The organism is Streptosporangium nanhuense (genome assembly GCF_059358815.1).
Genome location: NZ_JCADBG010000028.1, coordinates 85,320 through 108,109 on the forward strand (window position 1 = coordinate 85,320; position 22,790 = coordinate 108,109).

Here is a 22,790-nt window from a genome sequence, read left to right on the forward strand (position 1 = left end):
CGTCCGGCGCCCTGCGGGCAGCAGGGCGCCCTCGCTCACGCCCTCCCGGACTTGTCCCGCCCGCGCCTTCCCGGCGCCCCCGCCGCGCCTTGCCGGCCGCGCTTTCGGGAACCTCGTGCGGATTTCTCGCGGATCAGGACTCCCCCGCCCCGCGCCGGCTCCGGAGGCGTCGGCCGCACAAGGTGCCCGATCACGGAAAAAGCCCCCCGGTTGGCGTCAACCAGGAGGCTCTGACCTGCGACTTGCTAGTGTGGGCGATACTGGGATCGAACCAGTGACCTCTTCGGTGTGAACGAAGCGCTCTCCCGCTGAGCTAATCGCCCGCCCTGTGCGGCCCCTCACGGTGCCGACGTGGAAAACCATACAGCAATCCGGGAGTGCTCGCGAAGCGGTATCCGCCAATGAAATGATCTTGGAAGACGACACAGTCGGGAGGCAAAGGTCCGAGGATGCATCCGGCGGGGGGCTACGGTGTCATAGCATCGTCCTGATCCGTAGAAGCACCGAACGACCCGCGCTCGACCCGAATCACCCGAGACGCCCCGCCAGGGAGTCGACGGTGACCAAAACGAGACGCAAAACCCTTGCAAATACGGCCCTGTTGGTGATGTTTAGCCAGGTAGATGCCCAAATGTCGCGCTGTGATGTGTGTTACAGAAGGGCGTGGAGGCGGAATCTTTCCTACAGGTTTCTTTGTTCCGCGTGATAGCCCGCGAGGAACGAAGCCGTTTCAGAGCAGTGAGCAGTGAAAGCCCCGCAGAGGGGACCGACGACGAAAAAGGTTTGGCTGACGATGAACAGCGCCACCGTCTCTGCCGAGCTAGGCCTTCGGCTTGTGGTCCCCGACCGTACCACCGTCCCCCTGCTCGCCGGGCTCAGCTACACCGCCGGTGATCCGTACGCGATCAGGATGGCCTTCCACGTGGGGAACGACGAGCCGGTCGAGTGGATCTTCGCTCGCGAGCTGCTCACGGTCGGCATCGTGCGGAGGGTCGGCGACGGGGACGTGCAGGTGTGGCCGGCGCGCGCCGACGGCGAGCGCACGCTGCACATAAGCCTCACGTCGCCGTTCGGGCAGGCCCTGTTCGAGGTGCCCCTGGCCCCGCTCACGGAGTTCCTGCACCGGACCTACGAGCTGGTCCCCGCCGGTCGCGAGACCGACTTCATGGACCTGGACGCCGAGCTCAGCAACATGCTCTGGAGCTCCTGAAGGGAGCCCCGCCCGCCAGGTCCTGCGAGCCGCCGGGGTCCGTGTGACGCTCTCCCGGCCGGGCCGGCGGGCTACGTCCCGGGCTTGAGCAGGTCCCGCATCCTGGCGATCTCGATGCCCTGCCCGGAGACGACGTCCTTCGCGGTGGCCAGCATGATCCGGTCGGTGCCCTCGCGCAGCTGGAGCCCGGCCATCGTCACCGCCGCCTCGTGATGGGTGATCATGAGGTTCAGAAAAAGGGTGTCGAAGGCCGTCCCCCTGGCCGCCCTGAGCCGGTTCATCTCCTCCAGCGGCAGAGCGTGGTCGTCGTGACCGCCGTGCTCGCCCGCGGGGCGTCCGGCCGCCCTCAACCACGAGGTCATGGCCGCGATCTCCGGCCGCTGCGCCGCCGTGATCCGCTCGGCGAGCTTCCGCAGGACCGGCGAGGACGACCGGTCCGGCACCAGGGCCGCCATCTCCAGCGCCTGCCGGTGGTGCGGGATCATGCCCTCGGCGAACCTCACGTCGGCCGCGGTGACGCGCGCCTCGGACTCCCCGAGACTCTCGCCCGGCCTCGCCGTACGGCCGGCCTCTCCCGGGCCGCCCGGGATGATCACGGGCGCGCCGGACTCGGCGACGAGCGGGGTGGACCGCTCCGATCCGGTCCCCGCGCATCCACCGAGGACCGCTGCCATCATGATCACCGCGATACCCTGACTCGGCACACGCATCCTCCACATAGCTTCAATAATGGGGCAAGTGGACCGACGTAATGGGGGCACCGTGCGACCGATCGCGGCATTCGTCCTGACCGCGTTACTTCTCGTGGCAGGGTGCGGGGCGGATCCGGCCCCCTCGGCCTCGCCACCGTCCCCGGCGTCCGCGCCCACCCCGGTGAAGAGCCCGAGCCCCTCCGAGCAGGCGGCGCAGACCCCCGCTCCCGGGACCTCGGGAGGCGAGACACACAGCGACAACATCACGCACCTGGCCAACGTGCCTCCCAGCGCCCCGCTCGACGGGCCCCAGTCGTGGGGCACCGACCTGGCCTTCCAGGGCGACTACGCGTTCGTCGGCAACTTCGACGGCTTCAGCGTCTTCGACATCTCCGACCCGGCGAGCCCCTCGATCGCCGCCCAGGTCCTGTGCCCCGGCGAGCAGAACGACATCTCGGTGAGCGGGAACCTGCTGTTCCTGTCGATCGACTCGGCCCGGTCCGGCCCGGAGTGCGACGCCCAGCGCGGCGAGCCGGAGGCGGACGCCTGGGAGGGCATCCGGATCTTCGACATCACGGACAAGACCCACCCCACCTTCGTCTCGGCGGTCCGGACCGACTGCGGCTCGCACACCCACACCCTCGTTCCCGGCAAGAGCCCGGACACGGTCTACCTCTACATCTCCTCCCCCGGCCCCGAGCCCGGCACGTCGACCTGCCCGCCCCCGCACAACAAGATCTCCGTGGTCGAGGTGCCCGTCAAGGCCCCGAAGACCGCCAAGGTGGTCTCCCAGCCGGCGCTCTCGGAGAAGGCCGTCGAGGGCGCCATCGGCGGCTGCCACGACCTCACGGTCTACCCGGAGAAGGACCTCGCCGCCGCCGCCTGCTTCGGCGACGGGATCCTGATGGACATCTCCGACCGGGTGAACCCCAAGGTGCTCCAGCACGTGAGCGACAAGGAGAACTTCGCCATCTGGCACTCGGCGACGTTCAACAACGACGCCACCAAGGTCGTCTTCGGGGACGAGCTGGGCGGCGGCGTGAGCGCGACCTGCGACGCCAACACCCCGAAGACCAAGGGCGCCAACGCGGTGTACGACCTCGGCGAGGACCGTAAGCTCACGCTCCGCGGCTACTTCAAGATCCCGAGGGAGCAGTCGCCCGAGGAGAACTGCGTCGCGCACAACGGCTCGCTGCTGCCGGTGCCGGGCAAGGACATCATGGTCCAGTCGTGGTACCAGGGCGGGGTCTCCGTCTGGGACTTCACCGACGCGACCGACCCCAAGGAGATCGGCTTCTTCGAGCGGGGCCCGGTGCAGGGGGTCGGTGGCTCCTGGTCGGCGTACTACTACAACGGCCACATCTACTCGAGTGACATCACCAAGGGCCTGGACGTGCTCCGCATCGACGACCCGCTGACCGACCCCGCGGCCAAGGTCAAGATCAAGGAGCTGAACGCGCAGACCCAGGTGTCCTACTAGCCCGCCGGTCCGGCCGGCTTGCGGCTCCGGTGGGGCACCCCCACCGGAGCCGCAAGCCGGGAACCGGAAGCGCGGGCCGGGCTCAGGGATCGATGTCGGCGGCGGAGCGCTCGGCGAAGATCTGCATGGCCTTGGCGGTGATCGGGCCGGGCGCGGCGGGCAGCACGGTCTGGTCGACCGCCCGGATCGGCTGGATGTCACGGGTGGTGGAGGTCAGGAACGCCTCCTTGGCCTCGTACAGGGCCGAGAGCGGGACGTCCTCCTCGGCTCCCCCGCACCATTCCAGGGCGAGCGCGCGGGTGACCCCGGCCAGGCAGCCCGAGGCGAGCGTGGGGGTGAGCAGCCGCCCGTCGCGTACGACGAAGATGTTGCTGCCGGTGCCCTCGCAGAGGTTTCCCGCGAGGTTCTCGAAGATCGCCTCGCCGCCGCCCCTCGCCTTGGCGTAGAACAGGGCCTTGGCGTTGTCGCCGTAGGAGGTGCTCTTCACCCCGGCGAGCGCGCCGCGCTCGTTGCGCGGCCAGGGCACGACGGTGACGTCGGCGGTGGCCGGGAACGCCTTCTGCTCGTCGACGATCACCACGGTCGTGCAGCCCTGGTCGCCCCGGTCGGAGCCCAGCGGCCCCGGGCCGCTGGTGTAGGTGACGCGGACGCGGCCGAGCCTCCACGGCGGGGCCTCGGCCAGGCAGGCGCGGATCCCGCCGGCGATCGCCTCCACGTCGGGGTCGGGCAGGTCCATCCGCCGCGCCGAGAGGGTGAGCCGGTCGAGATGGCGGGTGAGCGCGAACGTGGCGCCGTTCACGCACTTGATGGTCTCGAACACCCCGTCACCGACCATCAGGCCGTGATCGAACACCGAGACGACGGCCTGATCCGGAGAGATCAGTGCTCCGTTGAGCCATATAGGTACGTTCATGCGACTCCTTCTGAACCTGATGTTGATGCCAGCGCGATGAGCCGGGAGGCCTTCAGCTCGGTCTCGTCCCACTCGCGTCGCGGATCGCTACCCCAGGTTATGCCCGCGCCCGTGCCGAAGCGGATCTCGTCGGAGATGAGCCAGAACGTGCGGATCCCCACGGCCAGCGACGCCCGCCTCCGGTCGGCGTCGACCCAGCCCACGGTCCCACAGTAGGGCCCGCGCGGCTCGGGTTCGAGCTCATCGATGATTCGCAGGGCCGAGGACTTCGGGGCCCCGGTCACCGACCCCGGCGGGAAGGTCGCGGAGAACAGCTCCGGCCAGCCGTACTCCGGCGCCAGCCGTGCCCGGACCGTGGAGACCAGGTGCACGAGACCGGGGTGCTCCTCCACCTCGCACAGGGCGGGCACGCTCACCGAGCCGACCGCGGCGACCCTGCCCAGGTCGTTGCGGACGAGGTCGACGATCATCACGTTCTCCGCGTAGTCCTTCTCCAGCAGGTCCGCCGCGGTGACCCCGGTCCCCTTGATCGGCCTGGACTCGATCATGTCGCCGTCCCTGGACAGGAAGAGCTCCGGGGAGGCCGACACGACGCTCAGCCCGGGCAGGCTCACCAGGGCGGCGTAGGGGGCCGGGTTGCCCCGTGCCAGCCGTACGGCCAGGGCCGACGGGTCGGGCGCCCGCCCGGCGGGGAGCGGCGCGCTCAGCACCCGGCACAGGTTGGCCTGGTAGACCTCGCCCCGCTCGATGTGGGCGCGGACGCGCCGCACGCCCTCCTCGTACGCGGCCCGGTCCAGGGAGCTGCGCCACGACGACGGGTGCGGCCCGCGCCAGGGGCCGCGCGGCGCGGGCAGCGGGGCCCGGCGGACCTCGTCGAACCTGGCGCACGTCACCTTGCCCTCGTAGTCGACCACGACGGCCCACCATCCCTCGCCGTCCAGCGCGGCGAGATCGGTGGTGAGATCCCGCAGGCCGGTCGCCAGGTATCCGGTGACATGCGCAAAAGAGTCATGCACCGCCCTATTGTCCCGCCCGTCCGGCCAGCAGCCGTACCAGGGTGCGGGCGGCGGGCAGCGGCGCGGGCGGCAGGGCCGCGTAGACCGTCCTGCGGGGGGCGAGCTCGCCGAGGGAGCGGAGCACCAGATCGGCCGGTACGGCGTACGCGGCGATCGCGGGCACGAGCGTGACGCCCAGCCCGGCCGCGACGAACCCGAACTTGCCCGTCCACTCGCCGATCCTCACCGTGGCGCGGGGCGCGAACCCGGCGCGGGCGCAGGCCGCGACGAGCGCGGTGGCCCGCCCCGGCGGGGGCGCCTCGATCCAGGTCTCCTCCCGCAGCTCGCGCAGGTCGACGATCTCCTCGGCCGCCAGCCGGTGGTCGCGGGGCAGCACGACGAACAGCTCGTCGTCGGCCAGCTCGACCATCTCCACCTCCTCCGCCTCGCGGGGCAGCTCGGACGGGTAGTCGCTGACCACCGCGACGTCCAGGCCTCCCTCGCGCATGCGGCGCAGCAGGCTCCTGCTGGGGCCCTCGATCGGGACGAGCTCGACCTCGGGGAAGTCCGCGCGGAACGCGCGCAGGGCGCCGGGCACGAGCGCGACGTTGGCGGTGGCGAACGCCCCCACCCGCAGCCGTCCCCGGTAGCCGCCGTGGATCCCGGCCAGCTCCTCCTCCGCCCTGGTCAGCCGGTTCAGGACGACCTGGGCGTGGTGGTGCAGCGCCTCGCCGGCGGGCGTGAGCCGCACCCCGCGCGGCAGCCGTTCGAACAGCGGGCCGCCCGCCCGGTGTTCGAGGGCGGCGATGCGGCGGGACACGGCCGACTGGGTGTAGTTGAGCCGCGCGGCGGCCGCGGTGAACGATCCGGTACGGGCCACGGTGTCCAGCAGGCGCAGCGCTTCGACGTCGAACACATTCCTCCTCCGCATGGCTTACATGCAATCTAGTCGCTGGTGGAATGTCTTTCCGGTTCGTAGCGTGGAGCGCATGATCTCCTTTCTCGGTCTGGGGCGCATGGGCGCCCCGATGGCCCGGCGGCTCGTGCTGGCCGGGTACGCGGTGAAGACGTGGAACCGCACCCCTCGCGTGATCGAGGGGGCCGCCTCGGCGGCGTCGCCCGCCGAGGCCGTGGCGGGCGCGGAACTGGTCGTCACGATGCTCAGCGACCCCGCGGCGGTGCGGCGGGTGCTCGCGGACGCGGCACCGGGGCTGCGGGCCGGGACGGTGGTCGTGGAGATGTCGACCATCGGGCCCGAGGCGGTCGCCGGGCTGCGCGACCTGCTTCCCCCTGGGGTGGGGCTGGTCGACGCGCCGGTGCTGGGCAGCGTGGGACCGGCCGGGGACGGCACCCTGGTGGTGCTGGCCGGGGGCCTGCCCGGGGATCTTGCCCGCTGCCGGAAGGCTCTGGAGGTGTTCGGCCGGGTGCTCGAGGTCGGCGGCCCCGGCGCGGGCGCGGCGATGAAGCTCGCCGTCATGGGCGCGCTGGTGCCCGCCCAGGTGCTGCTCGCCGAGACCCTCGCGTACGCGGAGGCGACCGGGGTGGACACCGCGACCCTGCTGGCCGTGCTCGGCGGCACGCCTCTGGGGGCTCTCGTCGAACGGGTCCGCCCGGCCGTCGAGGGCGGCCCGTACGAGACGCGCTACGCCCTCGGCCTCGCGGCCAAGGACGTGGAGCTGGCCGCGCACGGGACCCAGACGCTCGCCGCCGCGGCCGGGGCCAGGCTGTCGGGCGCGGTGGCGGCCGGGCTCGGCGGGGCGGACCTCACGGCGATCTTCGCGCACGTCGCCACGACCGGTCCCACAGGGGCGGGCCGGAAGGGTGAGACGGGGCGGATGGGTCAGGCGGGGTTTTCGGGGCCGGTGGGGGACCGTGCCGGCGCGGAGGACCTGGGCCGGCCGGAGGGCAGTGCCCGGGTGGAGAGGCTGAACCCGGCCACCGTTCCCGCCACCAACGGGCTCTACTCCCACGCCACCAGGGCCGCGGGCCTGCTGTTCGTCTCGGGGCAGGTGGCCCTGGACGAGGAGGGGAAGGTGGTCGGCGAGGGGGACATGACACGCCAGTCCGAGTACGTGATGGACCTGCTGTCACGCGTCCTCGCCGACCAGGGCTGCACCTTCGACGACGTGACCCACATCAGGAGCCATCTCACCGACATGTCGCGGCTGCGCGAGTACGGGGCCGTGCGCGCACGTTTCATCACCGGCGAGCCCCCGGCCAGCACGACCGTGGAGGTCTCGCGGCTGTTCCGGCCGGGGCTGCTCATCGAGGTGGAGGTGATCGCCGCCCTCCCCGCGGACCGGTGACGGCGGCGGCCGTGGCGGCGGGGCCGCCTCGCCGTCACGGCCCGGGGCCCGCCGCCGTGGCGGGTCCTACGACAGGGGGCCGGTGACCGTCTCGGCGGCGGCGACGACCGCGTTGGCCGCGACGAGCTGGACCACCGTCTCGATCTCCGGCGCGAGGAAGCGGTCGGGACCGGGACCGGGGACGGACTCGCGCAGGGCGGCCACCACGGCCCCGGTCGCCGGGGCGGGCCGCAGCGGGGCGCGCAGGTCCAGGGCCCGCGCGGCGGTGAGGACCTCCACCGCGAGCACCCGGGTGAGGCCGTCCACCGAGCGGCGCAGCTTGCGCGCGGCCGACCAGCCCATGGAGACGTGGTCCTCCTGCATGGCGGAGCTCGGGATGGAGTCGACACTCGCGGGCGCGGCCAGGCGCTTGAGCTCGGACACCACCGCCGCCTGGGTGTACTGGGCGATCATGTGGCCGGAGTCGACGCCGGGGTCGTCCGCGAGGAAGGCGGGCAGGCCGTGGCTGCGGGCCACGTCCAGCATGCGGTCGGTGCGGCGCTCGGAGATGCTCGCCATGTCGGCGACCGCGATGGCCAGGAAGTCGAGCACGTAGCCGACGGGGGCGCCGTGGAAGTTGCCGTTGGACTCCACCCGGCCGTCGGCCAGGACCACCGGGTTGTCGATCGCGGAGGCCAGCTCCCGCCCGGCGACCAGGGCGGCGTGCGCCAGGGTGTCGCGGGCGGCCCCGGCGACCTGCGGGGCGCACCTGAGGGAGTACGCGTCCTGGACGCGGGTGCAGGTGCCGTCCCGGTGGGACTCCATGATCTGCGAGCCGCCGAGCAGGGCCCTGAGGTTGGCGGCGCTGGCCGCCTGCCCGGGGTGCGGGCGCAGGGCCTGCAGGTCGGCGGCGAAGACCCGGTCGGTGCCGAGGAGCGCCTCCACGCTCATGGCCGCGCTCACGTCGGCGGTCCTGAACAGGCGGGCGAGGTCGTCCATGGCCAGGATGAGCATGCCGAGCATGCCGTCGGTGCCGTTGATGAGCGCGAGCCCCTCCTTGGCCACCAGTTCCACGGGCTCGATGCCCGCCTGCTTGAGCGCCTCCGCGGCGTCGGCCCGCTCCCCCGCGGCGTCGCGGACGACGCCCTCCCCCATGATCGTGAGGGCCACGTGGGAGAGCGGCGCGAGGTCGCCGGAACAGCCGAGGCTTCCGTACTCGTGCACGACGGGGGTGATCCGGGCGTTGAGCAGGCTCTCCAGCACCTTGGCCGTCTTCGGGCGCACGCCGGTGTGGCCGGTGGCCAGGGTGTGCAGGCGCAGCAGCATCATCGCCCGGGTGACCTCGGTCTCGACCTCGGGGCCGGACCCGGCCGCGTGGGAGCGTACGAGAGATCGTTGCAGCTGGGCGCGGAGCGAGGGATCGATGTGACGGGTGGCCAGGGCTCCGAACCCGGTGGAGACGCCGTAGGCGGGGGTGGGGCTCTCGGCCAGCTCGTCCACGCGGGTGCGGGCCGCCGCCATGGCGGCCACGGCGTCGTCGCCGAGGCGCACGGGGGCACCGTGCCTGGCGACCCTGACGACCTCCTCGAAGCTCAGCGGCTCCGGCCCGATGTTCACGACCTCGTTGTCGCGCATGCTGTCAACTCTCTCGCGTAGGGTGAGTCGTGGTAACTGGTGAAACCATTACTGGCTCCTTACATCTCAAGATACCGGTCGTATTCGGTTTGGGGAGTCGCCGGGTATTCGCTAGAGTTCTCATCGTGAGTCCGGGCCGGTCCCGGAGACACGCGGAAGTGGCTCAGTGGTAGAGCATCACCTTGCCAAGGTGAGGGTCGCGGGTTCGAATCCCGTCTTCCGCTCGAAGGGTCTTCGGGCTCTCACTCCGGTGGAGTGGCCGAGAGGCGAGGCAACGGCCTGCAAAGCCGTCTACACGGGTTCAAATCCCGTCTCCACCTCTGGTTTTCAGCGAGGACGATTAGCTCAGCGGGAGAGCGCTTCCCTGACACGGAAGAGGTCACAGGTTCAATCCCTGTATCGTCCACCAGATTTTCGCAGGTCAGATAGGGTCTCGGAGTTCACTCCGGGGCCCTTTTCCGATCTTGGAGCATCACGGGAGTCACCTCGGGCGGGCTCTCCCCTTCGTAACGTGCCCGTCAGGCCGTCCGGTTCATCGGCCGGCGTCGTCCGCGCGGGGCGTCGGGCCCGGCCTCGCCGATCTTCGAGATGGCGTGCTAGCCGCCCGCGGCTTCCTCCTCCAGCAGTCGCAGGACGCAGTAATGCTGGATCTGCCTGCCCGCTTCCACCACTCCACGCCCGGACACCCGGTCGAACGAACCGACGCCGGCCCTGGCCATCGCGTACAGCACCGGGTCGTCGGCCGCGGCCGCGGTGCGGAGCAGGCGCATGTGGAGGTTCGGCGGCGCGGTCATGTCGACGGCCAGCGTGACGGCGGGGGTCAGATAGGCCCTGCCGATCTCCCGGCACGCCGCGACCGGCTCGATGCTCCCGGTCGCCACCGGGGTCAGCAGGCTGGGATCGGACGGGGGCCTGATCCGCCAGTCGCCGTCCGTCAGCCTCGGCGACCAGTTCCAGATCACGGCCAGCGTGACGACGAGAGCGCCCACGGCTCCCAGGCCCACGACCGTCCTGGACCGGGGCCCGGACCCGACGGTCACCGTACGACGGCCGGAGACCAGGCGCCGGGCCCCGCTCCCCGCGACCGCCGCCGGCATGGTCAGCAGGAGAGCCGGCCCCAGCAGTGTGACCACGTAGCTTCGGAAGGCCACCGGGAAGGAACCCTCCTGAACGGCGCATCCGAGGTGGGCACTCCACCCGCAGGTGGCCACGGAGGAATGGAGGAGGATGATCAGGACCATCGGCACGCAGGCGACCAGCGACGCGACGACCGCGTGAGCCACCGCCCGCGCCGTCCGGCCACGGCCGCCCGTGACGGCTCCGATGACCGACGCCGCGAGCACGAGGAACGACACCGCCGTCCCCAGCAGCACGTACCCGGAGAGGGTCTCGTGGGCCAGGGAGGTCTCACGGGCCCCGGCCAGCACCGGATGCAGCCAGAGCCCGCCGACGAGGAAGGCGGCGCAGGCCAGGACCGTCACCAGCCACGGGGCCGGGAAGGCCCCGGCCGGCACGTGCCGCGGCTCCGCCCAGAAGAGATAGGCCCCGGCCAGCACGACGGCGAGCAACATCGGCGCCGAGCTCATCCCGCTCCAGAACACGAACGTCGTGTACGTCCAGCTCAGCTCGCTCAGGCCGATGACGTGCAGGGACATGAACCAGTGACCCAGCCAGGGCCCCACGACCAGGGCCGAGAGCGCCATCGTGACCAGGGCCCGGCGCCGGGGGGAGGCAGGGCGGGCCGCGGCGGCGCAGGCCGTGACCCAGCCGATGTGGACCCGCATCGTCACCAGCAGGATCAGCGCCAGTGACAGCGCGAGCCACGGCTCGGGCAGCAGGACGGTCCAGGGGAAGGCCCCGGGCGCCGCCACGGTCAGCACCTGCCCCGCCAGCATGCCCCCGGTCACGCACCCCGCCGCCCGCCACGGCGCCCGCGCCGCTCCCCCGGCCACGGCCCGGCAGATCACGGCGGCCACCATGGCCCCCAGCACCACACCGAACACCAGGCCGAGGGCGTTGGAGCGCGCCTCGGGCGTGACCTGGGAGCCGAGCTGGTTGACGGCCTGCAGAAGGGGGCTGAACGCGATCCCCACGAGCAGCCCCGCCGCGAAGAGTTCCCCGAGAACCGGACGCAGCAACAGGCGGGGGGCGCGCACCACCTTGACGCGCTCCCGCTGGAGGGGGTGGTTCGACAACCAGGGGGACTTCGTCCTCAGTGTCCGCAACACCGCGACAGCGGACTCGGTGTCCTCGGCGGTGCCGGCCGAACGCACGTCGGCGTAATGCTCGCGGCTGCGCAACACCGCCCTGCGGGCGAGCCACTGGACGGCGACCAGCGCCGCGACCTGGAGCAGCACGATCAGCAGGCTCCGCGGGTCGGGCAGGGCGGTGACGACCAGAACCGGAACGACCATCGTGCCGACGAACGCCCACCACAGCGCCATGGCGAGATAGGTCAGGCCCACGTCCCGGTTGTCGAGATGGGCGAACTCGTGGCCGAGGACCGCCCGGGCCCGGTCCGGCCGGGTGGCGGCGGTCACCACGAGCTCCAGGCCGACCAGCAGGCGGTAACGGCCCGGGAAGCCGTAGATCGACGCGCCCGTACCGAGGTCGTTCTCGTCGACGAACACCCGCACCCCGCGGCCCCTTTCCGCCACGAGGGCGGCCAGGGGTGCGCCGGCGTCATGGTCGAGCTGTTCCAGCGGCCTCGGACGCCGTCCCCGTTCACGCCACCGGGGGTGCAGGAGATAGAGCAGCAGGGCGACCAGGAACGGCACCGCGGCCATCGCCAGGGTGGTCAGGGTCTCGCGGGTGGTGACGCCCAGGACGCAGGAGCGGTAACGATCGGTCAGCAGGAAGGGGTCCATGGTCGCGGCCCCCGCGCGCACCTCCCTGAGGCAGGAGTCCTGCCGTACGTGCTCCGAGGCCGCGCCGGCGGCCCGGAGCAACGAGCCGTGGAGGAGCAGGCTCAGGTGGTAGGAGCCGGCCAGCGTGGTCAGGACGAGCACGGCGAAACGTGAGGTGACGGCGGAGGGAAGGGCCAGGACGAGAGCGCGGTCCTCGGCACGGTCGTCGGCGCGGTTCTCGGCACGGTCATCGGTGCGGCCGTCAGCGCGGTTCTCGGCACGGCCGTCGGCGCGGCCGTCGGCGTGGTCGTCGGCGTTGGAGGCGAGCGGATGGCTCACCGCTGGCCCGACAGGTAGCCGTACATGCTCTGCCGCAGCCGCAGCGCCACGTCGGGGTCCACCTTGAGGTCGAGAGCGAGACGTTCCAGCTCCTTGCCGACCGTCTCTGCCGCTTCCGGCCGCAACACGGGCACTTCGGTCTCTCCCGCCGCCACCTGCTCGCGCTTCCCGCCACGCCCGCGCCAGCGTTGCCACCACCTGCTCGCCTGCCGCTCGGTGGCGTTGGTCAGCGAGTTGGTGACCACGTCACTGAGAATCGTGATCACGATGGGCGCGACCAGGGTCGCCGCCTCGGCCAGCCCGAACGCGAGGGTGTCGTCGCGCCCGGGGCCGAGCGCGCGGCGCGGGTCACGCCGGACGGCCGCGGCGACGGCCGGGTACAACCGGGCCTCGTCGGGCGAGACCTCTTCGACCACCGCGCGCGCGATGTCGTCGAAGCGCCGGGATCCCTGCCGGGCGTTCGTCACGTCGCTCATCTCATCTCCTCAGGCACCCGGGGACTCCGCGGTTCACCCCGCGCTGGAAGGCCGACATCCGCTGCTGACTGCTGCCGTGGTCGCCGGGCCTGGTCCACGGGACCGTTCCACCGAGGGCGCGCAGCGCGGCCCTGATCTCGTCCGCGTCGCCTTCCTCCACATCGAGGAGCCCGTCTTCCACGGCGCCCTCGAGCACCGCTCCCGCCAGGCAGTCGGCCTGCAGCTCGGCGGCGACCGCGACGTGACGGCGAGGCATGCGGGCCTGAACGGCGTGGCCCCATTCGTGGGCGATGACCAGGTAGACCCACGCGTCGCCCTGCCGATACCCGGCCCGCATGAGATCGACGTCCCAGGTGATGAAGTCCGCGGGGAACGAGCAGTAGATGGCGTCGTCGTCAGGGATGCGCCATCCCTGACACGTTGGAGCTCCAGGACGGCCGAAGTCGTAGCCGCCGAGAACCCGCGGCGGGAAATAGCGGCCGGGAAAGAACCGCGACCAATGGGACTTCCAGTAAGAATTCACAACGGATACGGCGCTACGGATGTCCTGGTTGATGTCGTCCGCTGCGACAGCGGGTGCCGGCACCCCCACCGCGACCGCTACGACAGCCGCGGCGAGAACCGCCCGCAGCGAAGGTAAGGCCATTCGCCTTCTCCCCTCTTATAGTTGCCATCAACGTACAAGAAATCCAGCAAGAGGTGGAGATGTGGGGACAATTTCAACGGCCGGGAAAACGTGGAAAGTACTCGCCCTTCTCGGATTCTCGGCTGTTGTCACCATGGCCTTCATCGGAGCGGCCAGATTCGCGTACGAAAAGGCTTCGAGTGCCATCCCGCCCACCGGGGTTTCGCCCAGCCGCCTCGTCGTCGCCAGGCCCCCCGGATACGCCGCCATATCACCGGACCGGCTGGCCCCCCAGACCCGGGTGAGCATCGTCAACTGGCAGTCCGGCGCCTTTCTCCGCGTGCAGCCGGACGCCTTCGGCAGGGGACAGGACGCGTACGCGCTGGCGCTGACCGGCGTCCCCAAGCAGCCACGACCCGGCGGCCCGGAAACCGTCGCGGCCCAGGTGCTCGCGGACGCCCAGGCGAAGATCTTCCTCGGCGGCGAGCCGGTGTGGGGGCGTGGGACCGGCCGGGAGTTGCGGCTGGACGGGCTGGCCGCCTACCGGATGGATGTCACGGGTTCCTATCGGGACGCCAGGCGGCGGGGCTATCACTTCACGTCCCTGAGGGTGACGGTGGTCGCGGTCGACACCGGTGAGGCGAGGATGCCCGTCGCCGTGTTCGGCACTCCCGGCGACCTGGGCCTGCGGGCGACGGAGACGATGATCGAGTCGATACGCGCGCGACGAACCCGCGAGTGAGCACGGGTGCCGGGGCGCGGAACACGCGGAACTTCTGACGGCGTACGCACCCCCTTACCGTCTTTTCCGAAAGCCCGTCAGGCGATCGAGAATGCCCGCGGCGAGTCCCTTCCAGCCGGTCCCGGCAATCGAGCGCGAGTCGCCCGCGTCACGGAAACTCAATGGACTCCGGCCGGCCCGGATCGGCCCCACGAGTTTTCTGACACGGAAGGGGAGGCAAATTCGACCCTGTATTGTCCACCCTGTTTTGACCGGTGAAAGAGGGGACTTGAGTTCCCCGGAACTCTTTTGAAGGTCGTCTCCACGCACCGGCCGCGACCCGGACCGCCCCGGCGGGACGACCGGCCGCCGGATCCGGCGGAGCGGGCGGCTCCGGATCACGCCCGGCGGTCACGGCTCACGACGAAGTCGCCGGCGACGCACGCTCCGGGCCGGTCGGGGGGACGCGCGCGCGGGCACGCGGGCTCGCGGCCTCGGCGCTCGGGGGAACGCGCACACGGACTCGCGGACTCGCGGACTCGGCGCTCGGGCGGCGATCCGGCAGCCGGGCGACAGGGTGACCTGGAGTAATGTCTCAGACACATCAGGTCACGCGCGGGGCCGGCCGGGGCTCCGGCGCTCGGAGCCGGTGCCGCGGAGTGCTGGAACAGGGGGCACAGCGATGGACGACGGTCCCATTCTCGTCACCGGTGCCGGTGGGGCCGTCGGGGGCGTCGGCCGCGGCGTGGTCGGGGTGCTGCGCGGACGCGGCCTGCCCGTGCGGGCGATGGCGCACCGCGACGACGAGCGCGCGGACGCGCTGCGTGCCCTCGGGGCCCAGGTGGTGATCGGCGATCTCACCCGGCCCCGCGACGTGGCGGACGCCCTCGACGGCTGTTCCCGGATGTTCTTCGGCATGAGCGTGTCACCGTCGTACCTGGAGGCCGCCGCCACCGTCGCGACGGTGGCCCGCGCGGTGGGCGTCCTGGAGGCACTGGTCGGCATCTCGCAGATGACCGTGTCCCAGATGAACGCGCTGAGCACCGAGGAGTCCCACCAGCAGCGGCTGCACTGGCTCTCGGAGCAGGTGCTCGACTGGTCTGGGCTTCCGGTCGTGCACGTCCGGCCCACCTCCTTCCTGGAGAACCCGATGTTCACGACGCTGGCCGAGCGCTCCATCGCCGGCGACGGGACCATCCGGCTTCCCTTCGGGACCGGCCGCACGTCACCGGTCGCGGCCCGCGACGTCGTGGCCGTCGTCGCCACGATCCTGGAGGACCCGCGACCGCACATCGGGCGCGTGTACGAGCTGACCGGCCCCCGGTCCCAGGAGATGACCGGCGTCGCCGAGGAGTACTCCCGGGCACTGGGGAGGAAGATCACCTATGTGGACGTCCCGCTCGACGTCTGGGTCGAGGAGGTTCTCAGGCCCGCGGAGCTCCCGGCCCACACCGAGGAGCACATCGTCACCATGGCGCGCCTGCACCGCCTGAACCGTTACGACCGGGCGACCGGGGACGTCGAGGCGGTCACGGGACGGCCCGCGACGACGGTGGAGGAGTTCGTCGCGGAGCGGGCCGCCGACTTCACCCGGTGAACGTTCTCGCCGTCCGGGGTCGTCCGGTGGGCGGCAGGCCGGCGCCCCCCGGTTGCCCGGTGAGCGGCAGGCCGCCGGTCCCGTCCGGTTGCCCGGTGTCGCCGGAACGGGGCGCGACCAGGCCCGACTCGTAGGCGAGGACGACGAGCTGGGCGCGGTCGCGGGCGCCGGTCTTGATCATGGCGCGGCTGACGTGGGTCTTGGCGGTGAAGGGGCTGATCACCATGTGCGCGGCGATCTCGTCGTTGCTGAGGCCCCGGGCGACCAGGGCCACGACCTCCCGTTCGCGCCTGGTGAGGACCTTCAGCGCGTCGTCCGTGTTCACCCCGGGGGGCCGGGAGACGTACTGGTCGATCAGCTTGCGGGTGACGGCGGGCGAGAGCAGGGCGTCCCCCCGCGCGGCCACCCGGACGCCGTGCAGCAGGTCCTCGGGTTCGGTGTCCTTGACCAGGAATCCGGCCGCGCCCGCGCGCAGGGCGTCGAAGACGTACTCGTCGAGCCCGTAGTTGGTCAGGATCACGACGTGCACCCCGGCCAGGGCCGGGTCGGCGGCGATCCGCCGGGTCGCCTCGATGCCGTCGAGCACGGGCATCTGGATGTCGAGGAGCACGACGTCGGGGACGTGCCGGACGGCCAGCGCGACGCCCCGCAGCCCGTCGGCCGCCTCGGCCACCACCTCGATGTCGTCCTCGGCGTCGAGCAGGGCGCGAAACCCGGCGCGGATGAGCGCCTGGTCGTCGACGAGCAGCATGCGGATCACGGGGCGCCCTCCGGCAGGAGTCCGGCGCGCGTCACGCGGGACCGTCCACGGGGAGTTCGGCGTGGACGCGGAAACCGCCCTCCGAGCGGGGGCCCGCGCGCAGCCGCCCGCCGAGCGCGGTGACCCTCTCGCGCATGCCGTTCAGCCCGACCCCGGGCACCGGGTCGGCACCGGGCACCGCCCTGCCGTCGTCGTCCACCTGCACCGTCAGCTCCTCCGCGCCGTAGGTGATGCGCACCGACGCCGCCGCGGGACCGGCGTGCCTGGCGGCGTTGGTGAGCGCCTCCTGGACGATCCGGTACGCGGTGCGGTCGACGTCCACCGAGAGGGCCCGCCGCTCGCCGTCCACGACCACGGTGGCGGGCAGGCCCGTCGCCCGCGACCGCTCGACCAGCTCGGCGAGCCGGTCGAGCCCGCTGCCGGGCGGCTCGTCGTCGCGCAGCACCTCCAGGGTGGCGCGCAGTTCCCGCATGGCCTCACCGCTGGCCTCCTGGATGGCGAGCAGCGGTCCTGGCACCTCCTCACCCCGCTTGCGGGCGAGGTGGACCGCGACCCCGGCCTGCACCTTGATCACGGAGATGCTGTGGGTGAGCGAGTCGTGCAGTTCCCTGGCGATCCGCAGCCGTTCCTCGTCCGCGCGGCGGCGGGCCGTCTCCTCACGGGTGCGTTCCGCCTCGGCGGCGCGCTCCTCCGCCCGTCTCACGTCGTCCCGGCGGTGGCTGGAGACCACGCCCATGACGCCCGCGGCGACGAACCAGCCGACCAGCAGCCCGGTGGAGTCTCGCGAGAACCCCCCGGCCCCCGGCGACAGGCCGATCACCAGGTCGCCGCCCAGGACCACGGCGGCCGCGACCACCGCGGCGGCGCGGCGGCCCGCCAGGACCGCGGTGTAGACGGCTACCAGCACCGGGAAGGCCGCCGGGGGGCCGGTACCGGCCCGCGCGGAGTAGGCCAGCATGAACCCCGCGGTGACCAGCGCGACCACGGCCGGGAAGCGGCGCCGGGCCGCGAGCGGCAGCGTCCCGGCGAGCAGCAGCGCGTACTCGACCGGCCCGTGCGTGGCGCCCCGCGCCGGCCCGGCGAGCGTGCCGAGCACCAGCAGCAGGGCGATCCCCCCGGCGAGCGCCGCGTCCGACACCTGGCCGTGGCCGCCCCACGCCCGCACCCCACCGCCCCGGGCGCGCACCTCACCGCTCCAGGCGCGCGCCCGGTCGCGCCACCCGTACGCGAACCCCCACCGTCCGCGCACCCGGTCGCGCCATCCGTACGCGGGCCCCCGCCACCCGCGCGCCCGGTCATGCCACCCGTGCGCGGGCCCCCGCCGTCCGCGCACGTGACCGTGCCGTTCGCGCATGCGACTCATGCTCGAACAGTAGACCGGGCTCCGCGTCCCCCGCCTCCTCCGCGGAGAGGGGAACGGGGCTACTCCCGGTGGAGTAGCCCCGGGGGCGCTACGCCTCCGGTGCCGGGCCCGGAAGCATCCGCCGGTGCGACGCCCGGGAACGGGCGGGTCGGCGACCATCGACGCACCGGACCGGCCGGTGCCGGCGACCAGGACGGTCGTGCTGGGATCCCTCGGTCCGGGTGCCGCCGGGACCGGGGCCGCCGGGACCGGGGGCCGCGACATTCCGGCCGACCACTCACCACGATGGGAACGACGGCAGATGGCGAACACCTTCCGATACGTGACTCCCGTCACGCCCGAGGCCGCGACCGGTCCGATCGCCGATGTCTACGGCCAGGCGGCCACCGACTTCGGCCTCGCGAGGATGCCGGTCCTCATGACGCTCTCCCCCGCACCTGACCTGCTCGCCGCGACCTGGGCGCTGCTGCGCGAGTCGCTCGTGGCCGGCCCCGCCTCCAGGACGGGCAGGGAGGTGGTCGCGCTCGGCGTGTCCCTGGCCAACCGGTGCCCGTACTGCGTGACCGCGCACACCACCCTGCTGCACGCCACCGGCGACCACCGGCTGGCCGAGGACATCGCGCGCGGCGGCACGCCCGCCGACCCCGGGCACGCCGCGCTCCTCGGCTGGGCCACGGCCACCCGCACACCGGCCGGCGCCGCCCGCGCGCCGGGGGCGGTGCGGGCGCCGGTGCCGCCGTTCCCGGTGGAGCACATCGCCGAGTACGTCGGCACCGCCCTGACCTTCCACTTCGTCAACCGCGTCGCCTCGGCCCTGCTGACCGACAGCATGCTGCCCGGCAGGCTGCGGGACTCCCGGCTGGTCCGCAGCCTGGGCGGCAGGGTGCTGGCCCGCACCGTGCGCAGGCGGCGGGCGGCCGGTGAGAGCCTCCCCCTGCTGGCGGGGCCGGCCGCGACACCGGAGCCCGCCTGGGCGGTGGGCACGCCCGTGGGCACCGCCTTCGCCGCGCTGCGGGAGGCGGCGGGCGCGGGCCGGGCCCTGCTGGGCGAGCGGGCCCGCGCGACCGTGCTGGAGACCGTCGGCGGGTGGGACGGCGAGCATCCCGCGATGGGCGGGTGGCTGGACGGGCCGGCGGCGGACCTGCCCGGCGCCGACCGGCCGGGGGCGCGGCTCGCCCTGCTCGCCGCGCTGGCGCCCTACCGCGTCACCGACGCCGACGTCGCGGCCTGGCGTGCCGGGCACCCGGACGACGCCGACCTGGTACGGCTGATCGCCTACGGCGCGATCATCGCTGTCGAGGGCGTCGAGGCGTCGATCCGCCGGGATCTGCCCGCGCCGGCCGGAGAAGGATCACGGCGAGGAGAGCCGTCAGCGCCATGACACAGGCCCCGAGGAGGGCGGCCACGTGCATGCCGCCGACGAAGGCCTGGCGGGCGACGTCGAGCAGGGCCGCCCCCGCCTCTCCCGGCATCCGCGCGGCCGCCCCGGCGGCACCGCCCAGGGTCTCGCGCGCCGCCTCGGCGTACTCGGGAGGCAGCGCCGGACCCGCCGCGGTGAACCTCTCGCCGTAGACGGCCAGGCCGATGCTGCCCAGGATCGCGACGCCGAGCGCGCCGCCCAGCTCGGTGGCGGCCTCCATGATCGCGGACGCCGAGCCCGCGCGCTCCGGTGGGGCGGCGGCGACGATCAGGTCGGAGGCCGTCGCCTGCACCGCTCCGATCCCGGCGCCCAGCAGGAACAGGCCGCAGACGAGGAACCACCGCTCGGAGTCCGCCTCGATCCGGCTCATCACCAGGAAGCCGGCGGCGGCGAGCGCCATGCCGCCGCCCACGACGTGTCCGGGACGCACCCACCGCGCGACCGCGGCGGCCACCATCGATCCGGCGAGGGCGGCGCCCGCCGCGGGCAGGGTCAGCAGCCCCGCGACGAGCGGCCGCAGCCCGAGCACCGTCTGCAGGTACTGCGCGACGAAGTAGAACAGCCCCACCAGGGCGAAGATCGCGAGCGTGCTCGTGACCAGGGAGACGGTGAATTCCCGGCCGGAGAACAGCCTCGGGTCGAGCATCGGGGTGGCCAGCGTCCGCTGCCTGCGCAGGAAGACGACGCCGGCCGCCGCCCCGGCGACGACCCCGAGCAGGGCCTGGGGGCCGAAGCCGCCGTCGGCGGACTGCTTGATCGCGTAGACCGTCGGGAGCACCGCCGCCAGCGAGAGCGCGGCGCTGGGCAGGTCGAACCCGCCGGGGCTCGGATCACGGTACTCGGGGAGCACGACCGGCCCCAGCACCAGCAGCAGGACCATGACCGGCACGTTGATCAGGAACACCGACCCCCACCAGAAGTGCTCCAGCAGCCAGCCGCCCACGATCGGCCCCAGCACGCTGCCTCCGGCGAAACCCGCGGCCCACACGGCGACGGCCGTCCGGCGCTGCCGCGGGTCGTGGAACATGTCGCGGATCAACGCGAGGGTGGGCGGCATCAGGCTCGCCGCCGCCGCGCCCTGCAGGGCTCGGGCCGCGATGAGCGACCCGGCGTCGGGGGCGCAGGCGGCGACGACCGACATGACGCCGAACGCGGTCGCTCCGATCAGCAGCAGCCTGCGGCGGCCGATCCTGTCTCCCAGCGCGCCCATCGGGATCAGCAGGCCGGCCAGCAGGAAGGCGTAGACGTCGATGATCCACAGCAGCTGGGAGCCGGTCGGCGCGAGGTCCGCGCTCAGGAAGGGCAGCGCGAAGTACAGCACCGTCACGGTGACCGAGACGAGCAGGACGGGCAGGACCAGCACCGCGAGCCCGACCCATTCCCGCCGCCCCGCCGTGAGCACGCCCCGCTCCATTTCCACGACCTTCCGATATCCCGTACGCCGAATATGTGTATACATCGTACGCACAATTCTTCGGCACGGACAAGAATTGATATCGGAGCTTGGCGGGCGTGCATTAACGCGCGAAAAAAGCGTTGAAAGCTAGGCCATACGGCCAGGTTGAGGCGGCTTTCCCTCGTATTATCATCACGTCGACACCTTTCATTACGTCACAAAGGAGGCGTGTTAGAATTTCGTCACACCATCGAGCCTGCCGGAGTTGGGTGGAGACCGCGTGTTGACGTGTGCGCAGTGTGGAGAGCCGTTGAACGCCGCGCCCCGGGGGCGGCGCCCGCGATACTGCTCCCGCGCGTGCCAGGCGCGGGCCTACCGGGTCCGCGCCGCCGAACGGGCCGCGCCGTCCCCCCGGCCCGCGCCGCGGAGCGCCTCGCCGGTTCCGTCCGCCTCCCCCGCGCCTTCGCGGAGCGGCGGGGATCCCGCGGGGCGTCACGAACCCCCGGCCGGCCTGAGCACCGAGCGGATCGTGCGCGTCGCGATCCGGATCGCCGACGCGGAAGGGCTGGACGCGCTGTCGATGCGCCGCGTCGCGACCGAGCTGGGCACCGGCGCGATGTCGCTGTACCGCTACGTGCTGGGCAAGGACGCGCTCGTCGAGCTGATGGTCGAGGCCGTCTTCGGCGAGGAACAACCTCCGGGCCCCGTTCCCGGCGGCTGGCGCACGGGGCTGGAGGCCGCGGCGAGGCGCGAGTGGCGGATGTACTCCAGGCACCCCTGGGCGTTGCGCGTCATCGCCACCCCCCGGCCGCCGATCGGGCCGAACGTGCTGGCCGACGTCGAACGGGCGATGCGCGCCGTGGACGGCCTCGACCTCGACCCGATGACGGCGCACTGGGTGGCCATGACGGTGAGCGCCCAGGTGCAGGGCGCGGCCCTGCTGCTGGTGAACGAGCTGGAGGCCGAGCGTCGCACCGGTGTCACGACCGGGCAGTGGCGCGCCTCGAAGACGCCCATGCTCCGGGAGATCCTGGAGTCCGGGCGGTTCCCGATGCTGTCCGAGCTCCATGCCGAACGGGGGGACGCGATCGACATCGACGAATGGTTCGAGTTCGGCCTGCGGCGCCTCCTCGACGGTCTGGCCGTCCTGCTGGAGGGGCGGGAGAAGCCCTGACAGAGGGGGCGTCGCCGGACGAGGAGGAAACCGTCAGACCGCGACGGTCGTGATCACGAGGCCCCGGCCCATCAGCCAGCGGCCGGAGAACTCCCTCAGCTCGGCACCGTCACTCAGCCTCGGCCCCTCGGCCAGCAGCCGGGCGCGGAAACCGCCCCGGGCCGGATCGAAGCTGATCGACGCCTCCTGGAAGTCGAGGCGTGGTTCCCGCAGCGGGTCCAGCGGGAACCACGCCTTGTAGACGGACTCCTTGGCGCTGAACAGCAGCCGGTCCCATCTCACCGACGGGTCGCGCCGCAGCAGGTCCGTCACCCGGCGCAACTCCTCGTCGACCGTGATGACCTCCAGGACGCCGGAGGGCAGCGGTTTGTTCGGCTCGGCGTCGATGCCCAGGGTCGTGACGTCACCGGACCGCGCGACGGCGGCGGCGCGGTATCCGGGGCAGTGGGTGATGCTGCCGACGACACCCGGGGGCCAGACCGGCGCGCCCTTCACGCCCGGCAGCACGGGCACCGGCGGGTGTCCCAGACGGCTCAGGGCGTCGCGGGCGCACCAGCGTGCCGTGGTGAACTCGCGCCGGCGCTTCTCCGTCGACCTGCTGATCACCGCCTCCTCCTCCAGGAACAGGACACACGGCCGCGAGTCGTCGAACACCTCCGACGACCTGGCCTCCCCGGGCAGCAGACCCTCGATCATGAGACGCGTTCGCGGGTCGGCGGGATCGACCTGGCCGGACGGGGTGTCCCGCCCCTCCGTCGCCACTCCCGCGGGTATCCCAACGAAACCTCCTCGAAGCGAACTCCGTCGCGCCAGGTCGTGCTCGGTACGCGCGGGTGGCCGTGCACGACCGCGGCGGCCCGGTA

Annotated in this window: 19 protein-coding genes, 4 tRNA genes and 1 pseudogene; 11 read left to right on the forward strand and 13 right to left on the reverse strand. The window is 72.5% G+C overall.

What is annotated here, in order from left to right; all coding sequences use genetic code 11:
• Positions 1 to 251: 251 nt before the first annotated feature.
• Positions 252 to 323, reverse strand: a tRNA-Val gene (locus AC5L38_RS37840).
• A gap of 470 nt (positions 324 to 793) precedes the next feature.
• On the opposite strand from AC5L38_RS37840, the gene AC5L38_RS37845 reads away from it, so the two are divergent.
• Positions 794 to 1,210: an SsgA family sporulation/cell division regulator gene (locus tag AC5L38_RS37845; protein WP_184547867.1), complete on the forward strand. Its 417-nt coding sequence runs from the start codon at positions 794 to 796 to the stop codon at positions 1,208 to 1,210.
• Positions 1,211 to 1,281: 71 nt separating this feature from the next.
• Here the strand turns inward: AC5L38_RS37845 and AC5L38_RS37850 are convergent, their stop codons facing one another.
• A complete protein-coding gene (locus AC5L38_RS37850; RefSeq protein ID WP_495247618.1) occupies positions 1,282 to 1,914 on the reverse strand; it encodes a DUF305 domain-containing protein in 633 nt (210 codons plus the stop codon).
• A gap of 25 nt (positions 1,915 to 1,939) precedes the next feature.
• Here AC5L38_RS37850 and AC5L38_RS37855 point away from each other — a divergent pair, with 25 nt between their 5' ends.
• On the forward strand, positions 1,940 to 3,382 hold the full coding sequence (locus tag AC5L38_RS37855) for an LVIVD repeat-containing protein (protein WP_495247619.1): 1,443 nt from the start codon (positions 1,940 to 1,942) through the stop codon (positions 3,380 to 3,382).
• An 82-nt stretch (positions 3,383 to 3,464) separates the two neighbouring features.
• On the opposite strand, the gene AC5L38_RS37860 is transcribed toward AC5L38_RS37855, so the two are convergent.
• The 3 genes from AC5L38_RS37860 to AC5L38_RS37870 are packed head-to-tail and all read right to left on the reverse strand — an operon-like array spanning position 3,465 to position 6,206.
• On the reverse strand, positions 3,465 to 4,295 hold the full coding sequence (locus tag AC5L38_RS37860) for an aminotransferase class IV (protein WP_495247620.1): 831 nt from the start codon (positions 4,293 to 4,295) through the stop codon (positions 3,465 to 3,467).
• Positions 4,292 to 5,311, reverse strand: a complete 1,020-nt coding sequence (locus AC5L38_RS37865) for a chorismate-binding protein (protein ID WP_495247621.1) — start codon at positions 5,309 to 5,311, stop codon at positions 4,292 to 4,294. The genes AC5L38_RS37860 and AC5L38_RS37865 overlap by 4 nt, the downstream gene beginning before the upstream one ends.
• A 4-nt stretch (positions 5,312 to 5,315) precedes the next feature.
• Complete coding sequence (locus AC5L38_RS37870) at positions 5,316 to 6,206, reverse strand: LysR family transcriptional regulator (RefSeq protein ID WP_495247622.1); 891 nt, start codon at positions 6,204 to 6,206, stop codon at positions 5,316 to 5,318.
• A gap of 73 nt (positions 6,207 to 6,279) precedes the next feature.
• On the opposite strand from AC5L38_RS37870, the gene AC5L38_RS37875 reads away from it, so the two are divergent.
• Entirely contained in the window at positions 6,280 to 7,596 is a 1,317-nt protein-coding gene (locus AC5L38_RS37875) for an NAD(P)-binding domain-containing protein (RefSeq protein ID WP_495247623.1), read from the forward strand.
• A gap of 66 nt (positions 7,597 to 7,662) precedes the next feature.
• Here AC5L38_RS37875 and hutH read toward each other — a convergent pair whose 3' ends face one another.
• Positions 7,663 to 9,210 (reverse strand): histidine ammonia-lyase, encoded by a 1,548-nt coding sequence (gene hutH / locus AC5L38_RS37880; RefSeq protein ID WP_495247624.1) that lies wholly within the window; start codon positions 9,208 to 9,210, stop codon positions 7,663 to 7,665.
• Positions 9,211 to 9,362: 152 nt separating this feature from the next.
• On the opposite strand from hutH, the gene AC5L38_RS37885 reads away from it, so the two are divergent.
• From AC5L38_RS37885 to AC5L38_RS37895, 3 genes are all read left to right on the forward strand, one after another.
• Positions 9,363 to 9,434: transfer RNA gene (locus AC5L38_RS37885), tRNA-Gly, on the forward strand.
• Between the two features lie 25 nt (positions 9,435 to 9,459).
• A tRNA-Cys gene (locus AC5L38_RS37890) sits at positions 9,460 to 9,530 on the forward strand.
• 14 nt (positions 9,531 to 9,544) lie between these two features.
• A tRNA-Val gene (locus tag AC5L38_RS37895) sits at positions 9,545 to 9,619 on the forward strand.
• Positions 9,620 to 9,806: 187 nt separating this feature from the next.
• On the opposite strand, the gene AC5L38_RS37900 is transcribed toward AC5L38_RS37895, so the two are convergent.
• Positions 9,807 to 12,077 carry a M48 family metalloprotease gene (locus AC5L38_RS37900; protein ID WP_495247640.1) on the reverse strand — a complete coding sequence of 757 codons (2,271 nt, stop codon included), beginning with the start codon at positions 12,075 to 12,077 and terminating at the stop codon, positions 9,807 to 9,809.
• 228 nt (positions 12,078 to 12,305) lie between these two features.
• On the opposite strand from AC5L38_RS37900, the gene AC5L38_RS37905 reads away from it, so the two are divergent.
• A complete protein-coding gene (locus AC5L38_RS37905; RefSeq protein ID WP_495247641.1) occupies positions 12,306 to 12,413 on the forward strand; it encodes a hypothetical protein in 108 nt (35 codons plus the stop codon).
• Here the strand turns inward: AC5L38_RS37905 and AC5L38_RS37910 are convergent.
• Complete coding sequence (locus AC5L38_RS37910) at positions 12,392 to 12,871, reverse strand: hypothetical protein (RefSeq protein ID WP_495247625.1); 480 nt, start codon at positions 12,869 to 12,871, stop codon at positions 12,392 to 12,394. The two genes, AC5L38_RS37905 and AC5L38_RS37910, sit on opposite strands and share 22 nt — an antisense overlap.
• A 1-nt stretch (position 12,872) precedes the next feature.
• The gene (locus tag AC5L38_RS37915) at positions 12,873 to 13,394 is read right to left on the reverse strand and encodes a neutral zinc metallopeptidase (protein ID WP_495247626.1); all 522 of its coding nucleotides are present in this window, start codon (positions 13,392 to 13,394) and stop codon (positions 12,873 to 12,875) included.
• Between the two features lie 256 nt (positions 13,395 to 13,650).
• Between AC5L38_RS37915 and AC5L38_RS37920 the strand changes: the two genes are divergently transcribed.
• Positions 13,651 to 14,238 (forward strand): hypothetical protein, encoded by a 588-nt coding sequence (locus AC5L38_RS37920; protein WP_495247627.1) that lies wholly within the window; start codon positions 13,651 to 13,653, stop codon positions 14,236 to 14,238.
• Between the two features lie 661 nt (positions 14,239 to 14,899).
• Positions 14,900 to 15,814: an NAD(P)H-binding protein gene (locus tag AC5L38_RS37925; RefSeq protein WP_495247628.1), complete on the forward strand. Its 915-nt coding sequence runs from the start codon at positions 14,900 to 14,902 to the stop codon at positions 15,812 to 15,814.
• Between the two features lie 106 nt (positions 15,815 to 15,920).
• On the opposite strand, the pseudogene AC5L38_RS37930 reads toward AC5L38_RS37925, so the two are convergent.
• Positions 15,921 to 16,574, reverse strand: a pseudogene (locus AC5L38_RS37930) (response regulator); the annotation flags it as partial.
• A 31-nt stretch (positions 16,575 to 16,605) separates the two neighbouring features.
• Positions 16,606 to 17,937 carry a sensor histidine kinase gene (locus tag AC5L38_RS37935; protein WP_495247629.1) on the reverse strand — a complete coding sequence of 444 codons (1,332 nt, stop codon included), beginning with the start codon at positions 17,935 to 17,937 and terminating at the stop codon, positions 16,606 to 16,608.
• A gap of 322 nt (positions 17,938 to 18,259) precedes the next feature.
• On the opposite strand from AC5L38_RS37935, the gene AC5L38_RS37940 reads away from it, so the two are divergent.
• On the forward strand, positions 18,260 to 19,318 hold the full coding sequence (locus AC5L38_RS37940) for a carboxymuconolactone decarboxylase family protein (protein ID WP_495247630.1): 1,059 nt from the start codon (positions 18,260 to 18,262) through the stop codon (positions 19,316 to 19,318).
• Here the strand turns inward: AC5L38_RS37940 and AC5L38_RS37945 are convergent.
• Positions 19,224 to 20,771 (reverse strand): MFS transporter, encoded by a 1,548-nt coding sequence (locus AC5L38_RS37945; RefSeq protein ID WP_495247642.1) that lies wholly within the window; start codon positions 20,769 to 20,771, stop codon positions 19,224 to 19,226. The genes AC5L38_RS37940 and AC5L38_RS37945 overlap by 95 nt on opposite strands.
• A gap of 511 nt (positions 20,772 to 21,282) precedes the next feature.
• On the opposite strand from AC5L38_RS37945, the gene AC5L38_RS37950 reads away from it, so the two are divergent.
• Complete coding sequence (locus AC5L38_RS37950) at positions 21,283 to 21,927, forward strand: TetR/AcrR family transcriptional regulator (protein ID WP_495247631.1); 645 nt, start codon at positions 21,283 to 21,285, stop codon at positions 21,925 to 21,927.
• A gap of 33 nt (positions 21,928 to 21,960) precedes the next feature.
• Here AC5L38_RS37950 and AC5L38_RS37955 read toward each other — a convergent pair whose 3' ends face one another.
• A complete protein-coding gene (locus tag AC5L38_RS37955; protein ID WP_495247632.1) occupies positions 21,961 to 22,689 on the reverse strand; it encodes a 4'-phosphopantetheinyl transferase family protein in 729 nt (242 codons plus the stop codon).
• Positions 22,690 to 22,790: the final 101 nt, after the last annotated feature.